Source organism: Microbispora sp. NPDC004025, from assembly GCF_053604425.1.
In genome coordinates this window covers 249263-265230 of record NZ_JBSGHN010000013.1, presented here as the reverse complement: position 1 = coordinate 265230, position 15968 = coordinate 249263, and the positions used below count along the sequence as shown (strand labels likewise).

General features: G+C 71.3%; 16 protein-coding genes. 10 read left to right on the top strand and 6 right to left on the bottom strand.

Annotated elements, in window-relative coordinates:
• Positions 1-12 precede the first annotated feature (12 nt).
• Entirely contained in the window at positions 13-1446 is a 1434-nt protein-coding gene (locus ACWEQG_RS29165; protein WP_452289557.1) for an MFS transporter, read from the top strand.
• A 43-nt stretch (positions 1447-1489) separates the two neighbouring features.
• Here ACWEQG_RS29165 and ACWEQG_RS29160 read toward each other — a convergent pair whose 3' ends face one another.
• Entirely contained in the window at positions 1490-2473 is a 984-nt protein-coding gene (locus ACWEQG_RS29160) for a hypothetical protein (RefSeq protein ID WP_452289555.1), read from the bottom strand.
• On the bottom strand, positions 2470-3018 hold the full coding sequence (locus ACWEQG_RS29155) for an RNA polymerase sigma factor (protein ID WP_452289553.1): 549 nt from the start codon (positions 3016-3018) through the stop codon (positions 2470-2472). Before ACWEQG_RS29155 ends, ACWEQG_RS29160 begins: the two co-directional genes overlap by 4 nt.
• Before the next feature lie 119 nt (positions 3019-3137).
• Between ACWEQG_RS29155 and ACWEQG_RS29150 the strand changes: the two genes are divergently transcribed.
• Entirely contained in the window at positions 3138-3578 is a 441-nt protein-coding gene (locus ACWEQG_RS29150; RefSeq protein ID WP_452289551.1) for a sterol carrier family protein, read from the top strand.
• A gap of 13 nt (positions 3579-3591) precedes the next feature.
• Here the strand turns inward: ACWEQG_RS29150 and ACWEQG_RS29145 are convergent, their stop codons facing one another.
• The gene (locus ACWEQG_RS29145) at positions 3592-4068 is read right to left on the bottom strand and encodes a hypothetical protein (RefSeq protein WP_452289549.1); all 477 of its coding nucleotides are present in this window, start codon (positions 4066-4068) and stop codon (positions 3592-3594) included.
• Between the two features lie 163 nt (positions 4069-4231).
• Here ACWEQG_RS29145 and purF point away from each other — a divergent pair, with 163 nt between their 5' ends.
• Positions 4232-5668: an amidophosphoribosyltransferase gene (purF, locus tag ACWEQG_RS29140; RefSeq protein ID WP_363462479.1), complete on the top strand. Its 1437-nt coding sequence runs from the start codon at positions 4232-4234 to the stop codon at positions 5666-5668.
• The gene (purM, locus tag ACWEQG_RS29135; protein ID WP_452289547.1) at positions 5665-6693 is read left to right on the top strand and encodes a phosphoribosylformylglycinamidine cyclo-ligase; all 1029 of its coding nucleotides are present in this window, start codon (positions 5665-5667) and stop codon (positions 6691-6693) included. The genes purF and purM overlap by 4 nt, the downstream gene beginning before the upstream one ends.
• Before the next feature lie 505 nt (positions 6694-7198).
• Here the strand turns inward: purM and ACWEQG_RS29130 are convergent.
• Positions 7199-7429 (bottom strand): DUF3073 domain-containing protein, encoded by a 231-nt coding sequence (locus tag ACWEQG_RS29130; protein WP_169981816.1) that lies wholly within the window; start codon positions 7427-7429, stop codon positions 7199-7201.
• A gap of 151 nt (positions 7430-7580) precedes the next feature.
• A complete protein-coding gene (locus tag ACWEQG_RS29125; protein ID WP_452289545.1) occupies positions 7581-8699 on the bottom strand; it encodes a Leu/Phe/Val dehydrogenase in 1119 nt (372 codons plus the stop codon).
• Between the two features lie 134 nt (positions 8700-8833).
• On the opposite strand from ACWEQG_RS29125, the gene ACWEQG_RS29120 reads away from it, so the two are divergent.
• Together ACWEQG_RS29120 and bldC are read left to right on the top strand one after the other, a co-directional pair.
• On the top strand, positions 8834-9700 hold the full coding sequence (locus ACWEQG_RS29120) for a hypothetical protein (RefSeq protein WP_363462482.1): 867 nt from the start codon (positions 8834-8836) through the stop codon (positions 9698-9700).
• A 480-nt stretch (positions 9701-10180) separates the two neighbouring features.
• Positions 10181-10384 (top strand): developmental transcriptional regulator BldC, encoded by a 204-nt coding sequence (gene bldC, locus ACWEQG_RS29115; protein ID WP_013133571.1) that lies wholly within the window; start codon positions 10181-10183, stop codon positions 10382-10384.
• A 400-nt stretch (positions 10385-10784) separates the two neighbouring features.
• Here the strand turns inward: bldC and ACWEQG_RS29110 are convergent, their stop codons facing one another.
• Positions 10785-11465, bottom strand: a complete 681-nt coding sequence (locus tag ACWEQG_RS29110) for a TetR/AcrR family transcriptional regulator (RefSeq protein WP_452289543.1) — start codon at positions 11463-11465, stop codon at positions 10785-10787.
• Between the two features lie 222 nt (positions 11466-11687).
• Here ACWEQG_RS29110 and ACWEQG_RS29105 point away from each other — a divergent pair, with 222 nt between their 5' ends.
• From ACWEQG_RS29105 to ACWEQG_RS29090, 4 genes are all read left to right on the top strand, one after another.
• Positions 11688-12791 carry a LacI family DNA-binding transcriptional regulator gene (locus ACWEQG_RS29105; RefSeq protein ID WP_169981813.1) on the top strand — a complete coding sequence of 368 codons (1104 nt, stop codon included), beginning with the start codon at positions 11688-11690 and terminating at the stop codon, positions 12789-12791.
• 115 nt (positions 12792-12906) lie between these two features.
• The gene (locus ACWEQG_RS29100) at positions 12907-13173 is read left to right on the top strand and encodes a hypothetical protein (protein WP_182907664.1); all 267 of its coding nucleotides are present in this window, start codon (positions 12907-12909) and stop codon (positions 13171-13173) included.
• Between the two features lie 66 nt (positions 13174-13239).
• On the top strand, positions 13240-14163 hold the full coding sequence (locus ACWEQG_RS29095) for an N-acetylmuramoyl-L-alanine amidase (RefSeq protein ID WP_452289541.1): 924 nt from the start codon (positions 13240-13242) through the stop codon (positions 14161-14163).
• Between the two features lie 121 nt (positions 14164-14284).
• On the top strand, positions 14285-15949 hold the full coding sequence (locus ACWEQG_RS29090; RefSeq protein WP_452289539.1) for a beta-N-acetylhexosaminidase: 1665 nt from the start codon (positions 14285-14287) through the stop codon (positions 15947-15949).
• The last annotated feature ends 19 nt before the right edge of the window (positions 15950-15968 follow it).

Below are 15968 nucleotides of genomic sequence, written 5' to 3'. Positions count from 1 at the left end.
AGAGGAGGACGGATGTCCGGACGGTGGTGGGCGCTGGTCGCGGTGTCGCTCGCGACTTTCATGACCTACCTGGACAACAACGTGGTCAACGTGGCCCTGCCGACGATCCAGCGGGATCTGGCGCTGACGATCTCCGGACTGGAGTGGATCGTGAGCGCGTACATCCTGGTGTTCGCGGGCCTGCTACTCGCGGGCGGACGCCTGGCGGACGTCTTCGGCCCCAGGACCGCGTTCTTCACGGGCCTGACGGTCTTCACGCTCGCGTCGGTGGCGGCGGGCCTCGCCGGGAGCCAGGAGACGCTGATCGCGGCGCGGGCGGTGCAGGGGCTCGGCGCCGCGCTGGTGACGCCGTCGACGCTGGCCCTGCTGCCGCGGATCTTCCCCGATCCGCGCGAGCGGGCGACGGCCGTCGGCATCTGGAGCGCGGTCGGCGCTCTGGCCCTCGCGATCGGCCCGCTCACCGGCGGGTTCCTCAGCGAGAACGCCGACTGGGGCTGGATCTTCCTGATCAACCTGCCGATCGGCGTGATCGCGGCGGCGATCGCTCTGCGTTCGATCAGGGTCGAGCGGGCCGCGTCCGGGCGGATGTCCCTCGACCTGCCCGGCCTGGCCACCTCCGCCGTGGCACTGTTCGCCCTCACCTACGCGCTCATCGAGGGCGAGTCGCGTGGGTGGACCTCGGCGCCGATCCTCGGGGCTTTCGCGGCCTTCGCGGTGTCCGCCGTCGCGTTCCTGGTCGTCGAGTCCCGTACGGCGCAGCCGATGATCGACCTCAGCCTGTTCCGTGAGCGGGTCTTCAGCGGCGGCCTGCTGTCGATGGGCCTGTGGTCGTTCGGCGTCTTCGGCATCTACTTCTTCACCGCGCTCTACCTGCAGAGCGCGCTCGGGTTCTCGCCGACCGAGGCGGGCGCGGGTTTCGTGCCGATGGCCCTGCTCATGGCGGTGATCGCGAGCGTCTCACCGAGGATCGCCGAGCGCTTCGGCAGCGCGGGCACGGTGGCCGTCGGCCTCGGCCTGATGGCGGTGGCCATCGGCGGGCTGTCGAGCGCGGGCGAGGGCTCCCACTACGGCGACCTGCTCCCCTGGTTCCTGCTGTACGGCGCGGGCGCCGGTCTGCTCGTCCCGCTTACCAACGTGGTGCTGAACGCGATGCCCCCCGCGCGGGCCGGCGTGGCCTCGGGCGTGCTCAACGTCTCCCGCGAGGTCTTCGGCCTGCTCGGCATCACGATCCTGGGCGCGATCCTGAGCGCCAGGCAGAGCGCGGTCGGCGGCGCCCCGCTGCACGCCTTCCTGGAGGCCTACCGGTTCACGCTGCTGATCGCGGCGGCGATCGTGCTGGTCGGCGTCCCGGTCAGCGTGTACTCCCTGCGCCGCAACCGGGCCTCGGCCGACGTCACCGGGCCCGCCGAGCGCGCCGAGCCCGCCGTGGCCGAGCCGGTCGCCTGAATCCCCGTACGGCTCCGCACCCCGCGGAGCCGTACGGGAGGTTCTATTCCTTGATCACGTTGTCGCGCGAACCGCCGTCGTAGACCGGGTTCCAGCCCAGGTGCTCCTTGGTGACGAGCAGGCGGATCAATCCGGGCTTCCGGGTGGACTCCTCCGCCTCCCAGACGGTCCAGTCCTTTCCGACGGGAATGTCCTGTTTATGCGGATCAGTGGCGTAGCCACCGAGGTTCCGGGGGTTGGGATCCATGACCAGATACGTGACCTTCAACCCGCGCTTCTCGATCTCCGGCACGACCTCGCCCACCGTCTTCCCGTCCACCCGATATCCGGCGAGCGAGCGGCCTTTCGTGGTCGCCAGACGATAGGCGAGGATCTCCGGCGTTCTCCTCATCTTCTCGGTGTCGTCGGGCACGAGCACGCACGGCTTCACCGGGTCCTCCATGAGGATCGTGCTGGTGCTGCTCATCCCGCCGGGCAGGGCCGTGAGGGTCCAGACGAAGGTCTGGCCGGGCTTGAACAGCCGGGTGTCGATCCGCATCTGCCAGCCGTACTTCGCCCCCGGCAAATTGGTGGGCGGATCGTAGATGCCCCGGGGTATGTCCTCCACACGGGTGGCCCTCGGCTCCCGGCACTTCTTCCCGGCGGGCACGTAGTCGACGACGGCGGGGACGCCCAGGTCACGCAGCTGCTTCGCCAACCCCGCGACGTCGCGGAAGTCGCGGACCCTGACCCACACGACTCCGTGGGAGTCCTTGGTGACGGCGTAGGAGGGTGTGGTGAGGGCCCCGTCGTGCAGCAGGCTCGGGCCGACGACGACACCCGCGGCGGCCACGGCGGCGGCCGCCAGGCCCAGAACCAGCCGGCGTGGGCCGCGACGCTTCGCACGCCCGGGTACGGCCGCGCCGCCGGGCGGCTCGGCCGTGATCGAGGCCAGCAACGCCCGCGCCCCCGCCCCGGACGGATGGCCGCCCGGGGCACCGGGTTCGACCCGGGCCAGCGGCCCGATCACCGCTTCGATGTCCTTCACAGCGACCTCCCCACCGGCGCCAGCCGGCTGCCTGACGTGAGATGGACGCCCGCCTCGGCGAGCGCACGGGAAAAGCGCCTCCGGGCACGGTGGAGCCGGATGCGTACGGCGTTGCGCGACAGGCCGAGCGCCATGGCGATCTCCTCGCGCCCCAGTCCCTCCCACGCGACCAGCGCCAGCAACTCGCGGTCGTCGTCGGACAGGCTCAGGAACGCCTCGCCGATCGCGGCCAGCTCGATCCCGCTCTCGGGGGAGTCGCCGTACAGGTCGGCCAGGTCGGCGTCCAACTCGGCGCTACGCGCCTGGCGGCGGACCTCCCCCCTGCGGTGGTTGGCCACCACGTTGCGGGCCACGCCGTACAGCCACAGGACGGCCTCGTCTCCCTCGGGTAAGTCGTCCAGCCGCCGCCAGGCGACGGTGTAGACCTCGGCCACCACGTCGGCCGCGTCCTGCGGCGAGTCGCAGCGGCGCGCGGCGTACGCAGTGAGCCGGCCGTACGTCTCCCGATAGACGGCCTCGAACCTGGCCGCCGGTTCGTCATCCACGGGCGGTTCCCATGATCGTCCCCTTGTCGGGTGTTCCTACGGACACTCCTTTCATGTACGGAGACCGCCCATCATTTCCCGCCAGATCGAGCGGGGGCGGGATCCGGGACAATGGGCCGGTGCCGGTACGCAGACTCGACCCGGGAAAGATCAGAGAGGCGCTCGACGCCCAGCTCGCCGATCTCGGACGGCCGCCGTTCGACGGCCCCGAGAGCGCCGCGGGGAACGCGTGCGTGCTGGCCGTGCTCGACGCCTACGAGACCGGGCGCACGCCGGTCAGGACCGCGGCACGCGCCGCCGTACGGCACCTGCTGGACGAGCTGGCCGCGCGGGCGCCGGGACGCTCGGTGGAGGTGCGGGTCCCGCCGTACGCCGCGGTGCAGTGCGTGGAAGGGCCCCGGCACACCCGGGGCACTCCGCCCAACGTCATCGAGACCGACCCCCGCACCTGGCTCGAACTGGCCACGGGCCGGCTGTCCTGGGCCGGCGCCACCGACGCCGGGAAGATCTCGGCCAGCGGCTCCCGTGCCGACCTGTCCGCGCTGCTGCCTCTCTGGTGACCTCCGCCCCGGGCTACCGTGGGCCGGTGAGCCTGTCCTCCACGCAGCGCTGCGCGTCCTCCTGCGTGGGATAGAGCCGGCGGTCGAAACACTCGCCGACATGCCTGGTCTGGAACCAGGTGTAGAAGATCACGACGATGACCAGGGCGAGCAGCAGGGTCAGCGCGCTCAGCACCAGCCCGCCGACCGCCCTGCGCCTGTTGGAGTTCCGCGCGATCGCCACGATGCCGAGGACGAGTCCGACGACCGCCACGAGCGTGCCGACGCCGCAGACCAGCAGCAGGACGAGCGAGCAGATCCCGAGCACCAGCGCGGCGGTCCCGAGCCCGCCGCCCGGCTGGGCCCCCCAGGGCGCACCGGGAGGTCCGCCCGGCGCCGGAGGCGGCGGCAGCGGCCCCCCGTACGGCGGCTGCCCGTGAGGCGGTTGTCCGGGGGGAGGTCCCGAACCGTACGGCTCCCGCGGCTGCCCGGGGTCGTGGGGTGTCGCCACGATGATCCCTCCCGTACCGATTCTGGGGCCTGCCCGAACGCTCAGACTCCCCCGAAATCCGCGTGTGAGCAGGGACGACACGGCAAAGAGCGGGTGATGCTTCCGGCGCCTCACCGGCATGCCCCGGTTTGAGCAGCGCCAATGCCCAAATAGACTCAAGTACGTGTTGAAGGGCGACGGCCGGCTGGGCCATGACCTCGACCCCCAGGACCGCGCTCCGAAGGACGCCTGTGGCGTCTTCGGCGTATGGGCGCCCGGGGAGGACGTCTCCAAACTCACCTACTACGGCCTCTACGCGTTGCAGCACCGTGGACAGGAGTCCGCGGGCATCGCGGTCAGCGAGGGCAGCCGCATCCTCGTCTACAAGGACATGGGCCTGGTGGCCCAGGTCTTCGACGAGTCGATCCTCGGCACCCTGCGCGGGCACCTGTCCATCGGGCACTGCCGTTACTCCACGACCGGATCGAGTGTCTGGGAGAACGCGCAGCCCACGCTGAGCTCGACCGACGGCGGCGGGCTCGCGCTCGCCCACAACGGCAACCTGATCAATACCGCCCACCTCGCCGAACGGCTCGCGCCGGGCTCCACGCGCGCGACGACCGACACCGAGGTGCTCACCGCGCTGCTGGCGCAGGATGCCTCGCGTCCGGTCGAGGACGTGGCGGCCGAGCTGCTTCCCGAAATCAAGGGCGCCTACTCGCTCGTCTGGATGAACGAGACGACGCTGTTCGCCGCCCGCGACCCGCAGGGCATCCGCCCGCTGGTGCTGGGCCGGCTGGAGCGCGGCTGGGTGGTCGCCTCCGAGACCGCGGCCCTCGACATCGTCGGCGCGTCGTTCATCCGCGAGATCGAGCCCGGCGAACTGCTCACCATCGACGAGCGCGGCGTCCGTTCGCGCCGCTTCGCACCGGCCGAGCCCAAGGGCTGCCTGTTCGAGTACGTCTACCTCGCCCGGCCCGACACCACGATCGCCGGGCGCGGCGTGCAGTCCACCCGGGTCGAGGTCGGCCGCGTGCTGGCCCGCGAGCACCCGGTGGAAGCCGACCTCGTCATCCCCACGCCCGAGTCCGGCACGCCCGCCGCCATCGGCTACGCCGAGCAGAGCGGCATCCCGTACGGCCAGGGCCTGGTGAAGAACTCCTACGTCGGCCGGACGTTCATCCAGCCGTCGCAGACGATCCGGCAGCTCGGCATCCGCCTCAAGCTCAACCCGCTGCGCGAGGTCATCGAGGGCAAGCGCCTGGTGGTCGTGGACGACTCGATCGTCCGCGGCAACACCCAGCGGGCCATCGTGAAGATGCTGCGCGAGGCCGGGGCGACCGAGGTCCACGTCCGGATCTCCTCACCCCCGGTCGCCTGGCCGTGCTTCTACGGCATCGACTTCGCCACCCGCGCGGAGCTGATCGCCGGGTCGCTGTCGGTCGAGGAGATCCGCGCCTCGCTCGGCGCCGACTCCCTGGGGTACATCTCCCTCGACGGGCTCACCCGGGCGACGACGCTGCCGGCCGACCGGCTCTGCCGCGCGTGCTTCACCGGTGAGTACCCCATCGCGATCGAGGACGACAGGGTGGGCAAGTTCGTGCTGGAGGCCCAGCGATGACCAGTTACGCCGCCGCCGGCGTCGACATCGAGGCCGGCGACCGCGCGGTCGAGCTGATGAAGTCGCGGGTGGCACGCTCCCGGCGGCCGGAGGTCGTGGACGACGCCAGCGGCTTCGCCGGGCTCTTCGACGCCTCGGCGTTCCTGCGCTACCGCCGGCCGCTGCTGGCCACGTCCACCGACGGCGTGGGCACCAAGGTCATGCTGGCCCAGCAGCTCGGCAAGCACGACACGATCGGCATCGACCTCGTCGGCATGGTCGTCGACGACCTCGTGGTCTGCGGGGCCGAGCCGCTGTTCATGACCGACTACATCGCGTGCGGCAAGGTCGTGCCCGAGCGGATCGCCGACATCGTGGGCGGCGTGGCCGAGGGCTGCCGGCTCGCGGGCTGTGCGCTCGTCGGGGGGGAGACCGCCGAGCACCCCGGCGCGATGGGCCCCGACGAGTACGACCTCGCGGGCGCGGGCACCGGGGTCGTGGAGGCCGACGAGCTGCTCGGTCCCGACCGGGTCGCGCCGGGGGACGTGGTGCTCGGGCTGGCCTCCAGCGGCGTCCACTCCAACGGATACTCGCTGGTCAGGCACGTGATCAAGACGGCCGGGCTGGGCCTGGAGCAGGAGCTGCCCGAGCTGGGCCGTACGCTCGGCGAGGAACTGCTCGAGCCCACCCGCATCTACTCGCTCGACTGCCTTGCGCTCATCCGCGAGACCGAGGTGCACGCCCTGGCGCACATCACCGGCGGCGGGCTGGCGGCCAACCTCGCCAGGTCCCTGCCCGGCACGGTGGACGCCCTGCTCGACCGCGGCGCCTGGACGCCGCCCGCGATCTTCGAGGTGCTGGCCGGACGCGGCGGCGTGCCCCAGGAGGAGATGGACAAGACGTTCAACCTCGGCGTGGGCATGTGCGCGATCGTCCCGGCGGCGGAGGCCGACAAGGCACTCGCGCTGCTGACCGGGCGCGGTCTGCCCGCCTGGGTGCTGGGCGAGGTCGTCCCCGGGGAGGGGCAAGCCCGTTTCCGCCGGTGAGATCTGGGGTTCCCCGGCCCCATCCGGCTCTCGGCGCGTGACGGCCGTCGCCTGTCGCCAGGCAGCGGCGGCCGTTCGGTCACGTCATCGGGAGAACGGCCCACTGGGAACCACGACGGCTGTGCCTTCGCCGGCCGGACGTCGCACGGCCGTGACAGGGCAGGGCGCGACGGCGGCGGGCACCGACGGCGGGAGCCCGACGACGAGTCGGCAAGCGCGTCGATCGGCGAGCCGGACCCGCCGGAGGTCCACCCCTGGTGCATGGGTCATCGGCCCGTGGGGACGTGGTCGCACGGACCGGCCGCCCATGGGAACGCGGAAACACGCCGACGGCATGACGACCGCGACCCCGTCGCCACAAGGCACGGCACGACCGCGACCGTGGCACCGTACGAAAACTCCCATGCGAGCGGTGAGGCTCGAGGGAGCACTACTCGCCGGACATGAGAGAGCAACCCGGCGGGAACGTCCCCGCCGGGTCACTCACCTGGCGATCAGAACCGGGTCAACGCCGCCCACGGCGGTCGTCCTCGCCGTCATCGTCGTCGACGACCCCGTAATCGGCGTAGCGATCAGCCAACTCTTCGTAAGGGTCATGCTCGTCACTGTGGCCGGAATCGTCGGCGTCCACGACTCCGAGCTCCGCGCGCAGGCGCTCAAGATCCGTCCCGCCGCTGTTGTACTTCAGCTGACGGGCGACCTTGACCTGCTTGGCCTTGGCTCGGCCGCGCCCCATTGGCTCGACCCCCTCATGCGGGGTCGTGCCCGACCCCTCGTCACTAACGCACCGCGCACCGACGCCACCTGACTTCAGGCGTCAGTCTCTCGTTCGCCTATTACCGTACCTGGTTTGTGCGCCGCTCGGTACGTCGTACGAGCGGCGGCGGTCAGCGCCGGAGCCAAATACCCCTTAGCCGACCGATTTCTGACATTCTCCGCTCTGCCAGCCTATCCGCTGCGACCGCGGGAGGAACGCCTTCCTCCTCGGCCGAGCGGAAGATCTTCAAGGTCGTGTCGAAGATCCTCGCGGCCCGGGCGCGGGCCCGATCCATGTCGAAGCCCTCGATCTCGTCGGCCACCTGGATGACCCCGCCCGAGTTCACGACGTAGTCCGGCGCGTACAGGATGCCCCGCTCGGCGAGCTGCTTCTCGACGCCGGGATGGGCGAGCTGGTTGTTGGCTCCGCCGCAGACGATCCTCGCCTTGAGCCGGGGGACGGTCTCGTCGTCCAGCGCGCCGCCGAGGGCGCAGGGCGCGTACACGTCGATGTCGGACGCCGCGAGCGTGGCGGCGTCGGGCACGGCCTCGACCGCGGGGTGGCGCCGGCGCACCCGCTCGACGGCCTGCTCGTCGACGTCGCAGATCACGACCTCGGCCCCGTCCTCGATCAGGTGGTCGACCAGGCGGTGGCCGACCTTGCCGACCCCCTCGACCCCGACCCGCCTGCCGCTCAGGGAGGAGGCGCCGTACACGTGGTCGGCGGCGGCCCGCATGCCCTGGAACACGCCGAACGCGGTGAGGATGGAGGAGTCGCCGGCGCCGCCGTGGGCCTGCGTGCGGCCGGTGACGTAGGAGCACTCGCGCGCCACCACGTCCATGTCCTCGCTGTAGGTGCCCACGTCGCAGGCGGTGTAGTAGCGCCCGCCCAGCGACTGGACGAACCTGCCGTAGGCCCGCAGCAGGGCCTCGCTCTTGTCGGTGGCGGGGTCGCCGATGATGACGGCCTTGGCGCCCCCGTGGTCGAGGCCGGCCAGCGCGTTCTTGTAGGCCATGGCCCGCGAGAGGTTGAGAACGTCGGCGAGCGCGGCCTGCTCGCTCTCGTAGGGATAGAACCGGGTGCCGCCGAGCCCCGGTCCGAGGGCGGTGCTGTAGATCGCGATAATGGCGTAGAGGCCGCTTCGCTCGTCGGAGCAGAAGACGACCTGCTCGTGTCGCACCGGCTGGACGGGGTTCGCGTCGTCGCCCGAGCCGGAGTCCTTGTGGGACAGCCCGAAAACGTCGGTCACGGTGGTGACTCCTGATCGTGTACGCCGCCTCGTTGCGGCGATCGGACTTCAGCTTATCCGATACACCCGCGAAACGATCATGAAAAGCCGGGATGGTGCTGCACATGCGTCCGCCGACGTGGCACGATTCTGGTGTGCTCCCCTACGCCGCCTATCTCCGTGTGTACGAGCCGCTGACCGCTTTCGCCCCTCAGGATCAAGCTCGGTGGGCCCGGTACGCCGAATCACGCGACCGGCCGCGCCGGGCGGGGGCGCTCGAGGTCGAACACGGCGAGGCGGTCCGCCGCCTGCTGTCGGTCCCGCCCCTGCCGGCGCCCGAGCGGGAGAGCCCCAACGCGTACCTGCGCCGGGTCGAGGAGACGCTGTACGTCTGCCCCTGGCAGAGCAGGCTGCGGTCGTGGCTGGCGTTCGCGTCGTTTCGCGGGAGCGTGCCGGTGAAGCTGGCCTCCCGGTTCGTCCCCCAGGCCATCGCGGAGCAGACCGCCGACGACTTCGACCGGTTCAAACGCGGAGAGCGGTCCCTGCGCACCCACATCCGCACGGGCGCCTGGCATGTGCCGATCTCGTGGTTCGTGCCGTTCGACTCGGCCGAGCGGTGGCTCGTGCTGGGCTCCGAGCAGCCGGCCGAGCCGGGCGCGCAGACCACCGCCGCCCCGCCCAGGAACATGCTGTACGTCACCTCGATGGCGCAGGCCCGCCGCCGGGTGGCCCGGGCGCTGGTGGTGATCCGCAGGCACGTCGGGCAGGTGGCGGCCCTCACCGAGGTCGAGGAGGTGGGCCGCTGGCTGGAGGAGTTCCATCCCCACTCGCTGGTGGAACTCGACTACGGCGGCCTCGTCCACCTGATGGACGACAGGACCCTGCAGGGCGACCAGTCCGTCGCCGAGGTGGCGACGGCCCTCGCGGGTTTGGACAACGGTCAGGAAGAACTTGCCTTCGCGATGTATCAGCGGGTGATTCTCCGCTGGAGGTCGATCCGGGCTCTCGAGTCGGCAAACTGACGGTCATGAACACGGCCCGACCTGCCGATTCTGGTCATGACATAGTCGATCTCACATCTACGAACTGAGTAGTTTGCCGTTTTCACTGCGATACCACGAAACGTGTCGCTAGAATCACCCAGCGTGACATCAACCCGTGGTCGAGACGTTGTGCCCTAAGGGCTCGCCAATCGCGCTACGTGGCTGTATGGTCACATCGGGTGATGCCGTAAATGGTCCTAGAAACCGCACGTTTTGGATCATTGAAGGACATCCGTGACAGTGCCACGACCGACAAGATTTACCCGATCGGAGCGGTCCAGAGAGGTGCACCGCACAGCGGCGGAGGAGGAGCCCGTAGCGGAGAGCTACGAGCCCGCCTCACCGCCGTCGGACGCCGCTCTGAGCGACGCGACGGGCAGAGATTGCCGGCTGGGGCACTTGCGCCAGACAAGTCGCAGGATCGCTGCCGGCGGTCCACACGGAGGAGAGGCCGCACAAATGTCAGCTCGTACACCCGAGGCCGAGCCACTGCTCACCCCGGCGGAGGTCGCCACGATGTTCCGCGTCGACCCCAAGACCGTGACGCGGTGGGCGAAGGCGGGCAAGTTGACGTCCATCCGCACCCTCGGCGGTCACCGGCGCTACCGGGAGACCGAGGTCCGGGCGCTGCTCGCGGGGATTCCGCAGCAGCGGTCCGAGTAGGACGTGACCGTCACGCCAGGGGGGAACAACGGCGCGCTCGCGTCGGGGATGTGAGCGCGTCCACCATCGGACACAACGAGGGGACCGCCGGCCGCAACCGGCACGCACTGTCCGCACCTGCCCCGCAGGGGGCGCGGGTCAGGGCCCGGTCGTCCTCGTCTGCTTCCGGCTGCCTCAGCCGGAGGCGGCAAGCCGTCCCTCGGGGACGGAGGTGTCACGCTCCCATGACCGCTACCCCGTCATGGGAGGAATCTGGGGTCGGCGCCGCCCGCCCGGCGCCTCCCCGCGTGAACGCCCGGTCCTTCCGCCTCTCCCGGCGGTTCCCCCCTTTCCCCATGCGTACGTCCTTACGCCGTACGCCGGGGCGCTCTCCGGACGTCCCCGGGGCTTTCCTTACGGTTCAGGGAACGGCCTCACGGTTCGTGGCGGGGAGCAGGGTCTCCAGCAGCGCCCGCACCCCGGGATCGTGCCCGCTCGCCGTCCGCAGGAGCGCGACCATCTGGTCCACGAGCAGACGCTCCAGCTCGGCCCGCTTCATGTCACGGTGCTCCAGCCAGTCGAGGCCGGCCGTCTCCACGGAGGCGACCCACGACCTCAGCGTGACGCGCAGCGCCGGACCGGGCGCGTCGACCCCCATCTGATGAACGATCATGCGCAGCATGCGCTGGCGCACCCCGTCGACGATCTCGCCGATCTCTCCGGCCCGGTTGGCCGGGCCTCCCCTGAGCAACGCGGCGAAGCCGGCCGCGTGCTCCTCGACGAAGTCGAAGTAGCGCGTCAGCCCCGAGCTGAGCTGCTCCAGCGGCCCGCCCTCGCCCTGCGGCTGTAACCGTGCCCGCAGTTCGGCCGCCGCGCTGCGCAGGGCCGCCACGTAGAGCTCCTGCTTGCCGCCGAAGTAGTGGTAGACGAGCGCCCGCGACGCGCCCGCGGAAGCCGCCACGTCGTCGATCGAGACGTCCTCGGCGTCGTGCCTGCTGAACAGCTCGAGCGCGGCGGCGATGAGCTCTTCCCGCCGCCGGTCGACGCTGAGCCTGCGGCGCGCCGGCCGTGCACCGTCTTCCGCTTGGCGAGTGGCACCCACACTCCGCACCCTAGCGAATCGTCCCTCAATGAGGGGGACCGGCCGAATCAAGGGTTTCCCCGCGAACCCCCTCCCGGCTCCGCCTCCCTACCCACCGTCCGGCTAACCTTCCCAACGCCCGATTAGAGGAAGGATCGTGTCTTAGCGCGATCAACCCGTACCCTCTGGGCAACTCGATCGTTTGGTGTGTCAGGTGCACGTCCACGCATCGTGGGGAGAACCATGTCAGGACCGTCCATGCAGACCACTGCCCGGAAAGACGTCGGGGTCGATATCCCTGCCGGCGGACTGTCCGATGGGTTCAGCCCACGGCCCCGCCCAACCATCCGCAACGTGGCCGAGCGCGCAGGAGTTTCCAAATCGCTCGTGTCTCTCGTGCTGCGGGGCTCCCCGCATGTGAGCGAGCACCGCAGGGAGGCCGTCCTCCAGGCCGCCCGGGAGCTCGGCTACCGCCCCAACGCGGTCGCCCGCAGTCTGGTCGAGGGGCGGACCCACCTGGTGGGCGCGCTCGTGGCCGACCTGCACAACCCCTTCTACGCGGAGTTCCTCGACGGCCTGCAGGAGAGCCTGCACGGCGACGGGCTGCGGCTGCTCATCGGCAGCGGCCGCTGGGACCCGGCGTTCGAGGACGAGGCCGTCGAGGCCTTCCTGGAACTGCGGGTGGACGGACTGGTCCTGCTCGGGGTCGCGCCGTCCAGCGACACGCTGGCCGAGGCGTCCGCCTACACGCCGACCGTGGTTGTGGGCGAGCGCGACGTCGAACTCGAGGGCGTGGACATCGTCGTCGACGACGACCAGCTCGGCGCCCGCTTCGCCGTCGACCACCTCGTGGAGCTGGGGCACCGGCGCATCGCCCACATCGAGGGCGCGCCGTCGTCGGCCGCCCGGTGCCGCTGCGAGGGCTACCTGGTGGCCATGCGCCGCCACGCGCTCGCGCCGTACATCATGGTGGAGCACGGCGACTTCAGCGAGGAGGGCGGCCGGCGCGCGGCGCTGGCGCTGCTGAAGCGCGAGCCCCGGCCGACGGCGATCTTCGCGGCGAACGACATCGTGGCCATGGGCGTGCTGACCGCGGCGAGCGAGCTGGGACTGCGGGTGCCCGAGGACCTGTCGGTCGTCGGGTACGACAACACGCACCTCGCGTCCGTCACCCACATCTCACTGACCAGCGTGGACCAGCCCCGGCGGGCCATGGGCCGCTCGGCGGCGGCGTTGCTGAGCGACCGCATCACCGAGCCGGGCAAGACCGCGCGGCTGCGGCAGGTGAGCCCGCAGCTCGTCGTACGGCGCAGCACCGGGCCGGCCCCAAGCGGTGACCAAAGCTAGGTCAATCACCGACGTGTCCCCTCGCGGCGGGTGTTGACTTCAGCCGTGGCGCCGGCCCCCCGGCGGGTCGCGGAAGGGCTGCCCGCGGGCCGGCGACCGGAAATCGGGGGGATACATGCGTGATCCTGAGTTGGTCTCGTGCGCGCAGCGGGCCGCCGGTGAGCTGGAGCGGGCCTGGGCCTACTGGAGGGAGAGCCGGGGGCTCGGCAGCGAGGACGTCGCCGAGTCGGTGGCGAGCTACGTCGCCCACTCGATCGACCACCCCTGGGGACGGCCCCGCGTGGTGCTGGGTCTCGACGCCGAGGACGCTCGTGAGCTGGCCGCTCTCCTGCACCGGCAGGAGGTCCCCGAGCCGGCGTGGGCGGGCAGGTTTCCGGCATAACGGTCTGATCACGACTCTGTTCCGGTTAGGTTGGGGAGACTGCACCTCCGGGAAGGGATTTCGACCGTGATCAGACGACCACTCGCCGCCGCAGCACTGGCCCTGTGCGGGGTCGGAGCCGTCGCCTGCGGCGGCGCTGAGGTCTCCGACACGAGGGCCTCCGCCCCCGTCGCCGTCACGCCGCAGGTCGGGCAGCCGGCCGCGACCCAGAACCGGGCGGCCGACCCGGCGGGGCAGGGAGCGTCCCAGCCCGCCGGGTCCGAGACGGACATCACGACCGTCCCCGACACCCGTACGGCCGCCGCCTCCGAGACCGCCGCCAAGCCGCTGGCCGGAAAGCGCGTGGTGATCGATCCCGGTCACAACGGCGGGAACTTCCGTCACGTCCGCGAGATCAACAAGCTCGTCGACATCTCCAACCAGAAGAAGGCCTGCGACACGACCGGCACGTCGACCAACGACGGCTACACCGAGGCGGCCTTCACCTGGGACGTGTCCAACAAGCTCGCGAAGCTCCTGAAGGCCCGGGGGGCCACGGTCACGCTCACCCGGTCGAGCAAGACCCCATGGGGGCCCTGCATCGACCAGCGGGCCGCCATCGGCAACGAGAACGACGCGGACGCGGCGATCTCCATCCACGGCGACGGCGCGGCGGCGAACCTTCGCGGGTTCCACATCATCATGCCGAAGGAGATCGGCGGGCCGGTCGACGCGGTCGTGAAGGACTCGGCGCGGCTCGGCAAGGACGTGCGAGACGCCTTCCATGACGGCACCGGCCTGCCGTACTCGAACTACATCGGCAAGGACGCGCTGAACTACCGCAGCGACCTCGGCGGACTGAACCTGTCGAAGGTGCCGAAGATCTTCATCGAGTGCGGCAACATGCGGAACGCGGCCGACGCCGCCAAGTTCAAGAACCGGGAGTTCCGCCAGCGGATGGCCGAGGCACTGGCGCAGGGCCTGGAAAAGTACCTCAGCTCCGCCCGCTGACCGCGCCCTCGCCCGGGGGGGGTGGCGCCGGGTTTCGATGGGGCGCCGGCGGCTTTCCGAAGGGCTCTCAGGGGATCCCAGGAGGGCTGTGGTCGGGGTGACGGTGCTGTCCGGTGCTGTCGTGAGATTTGGCATCATCGGCGGCATGGACCACCTGCTTCCCCGGCCGAGGCTGACCGAGACCGGCTCCGGGTCTGCCGAGATCGCACCCGGTTCCGCCGTGTCGGGCCCGGCCCCGCTCGCCGACGCCGTACGGCTCGCGCTCCCCGTGCTCGACCTGAGGCCCGGCGACGCCGCCACGGCGGCCGTACGGGTGGCTGAGGACCCCCGGCTCGGGCCGGAGGCGTACGCGTTGACGATCGCGGGCGACGGCGTGCGCATCACGGCCGGGGACCACGCGGGGGCCTTCTACGCCGGGCAGACGCTGCGGCAGCTCCTGCCGGCCGAGGCGTTCCGGTCGGCCCTCGCCCCCGGGACGTCCTGGACGGTCCCCTGTGGACGGGTGGAGGACGCGCCGGGCTTCTCCTGGCGCGGCGCCCACCTCGACGTGGCGCGCAGCTTCCTGCCCAAGCGGGAGGTGCTGCGCATGATCGACCTGATGGCGCTGCACAAGCTCAACCGGCTGCACCTCCACCTGGCCGACGACCAGGGCTGGAGGGTGGAGAGCAGGGCGTTCCCGCTGCTGCACGAGGTGGGTTCGCACCGCCCGCGGACGATCACCAGCCACAGGGGGGAGGAACCCGCCTTCGACGGCGTCCCCCACGGCGGCCACTACACGCTGGCCGACCTCGCGGAGATCGCGGCATACGCCCGGGCACGGGCGGTCACCGTCGTGCCGGAGATCGACGTGCCGGGGCACGCCTCCGCCGTGCTGGCCGCCTACCCCACGCTGGCCTCCCGGCCGCGGGAGCGCTACGAGGTGCTGGACCGGTGGGGCATCTCGTCGGCGATCCTGTCCCCGCTCCCGGCGACCGTCGACTTCCTGACCACAGTGTTCGCCGAGATCGCCGGCGCGCTGGGCGACGTGCCGTACTTCCACATCGGCGGCGACGAGTGCGTGCTGGACGACTGGGCGGCGTCGGCCGAGATCTCGGCCTACCAGGCGTCGCTCGGCCTGGAGAGCGTGGGCGACCTGCACGCGTGGTTCCTGCGGCGGCTCGCCGACGCGCTGGCCGAGCGCGGCAGCCGCACGGTGGTGTGGGACGAGGCGTTCGTCAGCGGCAGGCTGCGGCCGGACACGATCGTCATGCCGTGGCGCGGCGAGCACGTCGGGCGCCGGGCCGCGGCGGCGGGGCACGACGTGGTGGCGACGCCGGTCTTCCCGATGTACTTCGACTACGCCGAGGCGGCCTCGCCCGAGGAACCGGCCGGGCTGGGCGACGCGATCACCGTGGCCGACGTGGCGGGCTTCGCCCCCGTGCCGCCGGCGTGGCCGGAGGAGGACCGGGCCCGGGTGATCGGCGTCCAGTTCCAGCTGTGGAGCGAGCGCATCCCGGACGGGCGGACGCTCGACTACCGCGCCTGGCCCCGGGGCTGCGCGGCGGCCGAGATCGCCTGGACCGGCGGCCCGGCCGGGACCGAGGACTTCTTCCGCCGCCTCGACGCCCACCTCGCGCGGCTTGACGCGTTCGGCGTGGAATACCGCCCGCTCTCCGGCCCCCGGCCCTGGCAGCGGGGCGGCACCGGATGGCGCCGCCACCGCCCGGGCGCCGTCACTGTGCACGACGTGATGCGCCACCTGCACGAGCTCAGCCTGTCGGCCGACTCCACCCGGCCCAGCATGTGATGCCGCGCCGCTTCCAACA

Bases quoted from the DNA above. Each gene is read 5' to 3' on its own strand.
- ACWEQG_RS29165 (WP_452289557.1), top strand. From the start codon at position 13: ATGTCCGGACGGTGGTGGGCGCTGGTCGCGGTGTCGCTCGCGACTTTC.
- bldC (WP_013133571.1), top strand. From the start codon at position 10,181: ATGTCAGCTCGTACACCCGAGGCCGAGCCACTGCTCACCCCGGCGGAG.
- purM (WP_452289547.1), top strand. From the start codon at position 5,665: ATGACCAGTTACGCCGCCGCCGGCGTCGACATCGAGGCCGGCGACCGC.
- ACWEQG_RS29100 (WP_182907664.1), top strand. From the start codon at position 12,907: ATGCGTGATCCTGAGTTGGTCTCGTGCGCGCAGCGGGCCGCCGGTGAG.
- ACWEQG_RS29130 (WP_169981816.1), bottom strand. From the start codon at position 7,429: ATGGGGCGCGGCCGAGCCAAGGCCAAGCAGGTCAAGGTCGCCCGTCAG.
- ACWEQG_RS29105 (WP_169981813.1), top strand. From the start codon at position 11,688: ATGTCAGGACCGTCCATGCAGACCACTGCCCGGAAAGACGTCGGGGTC.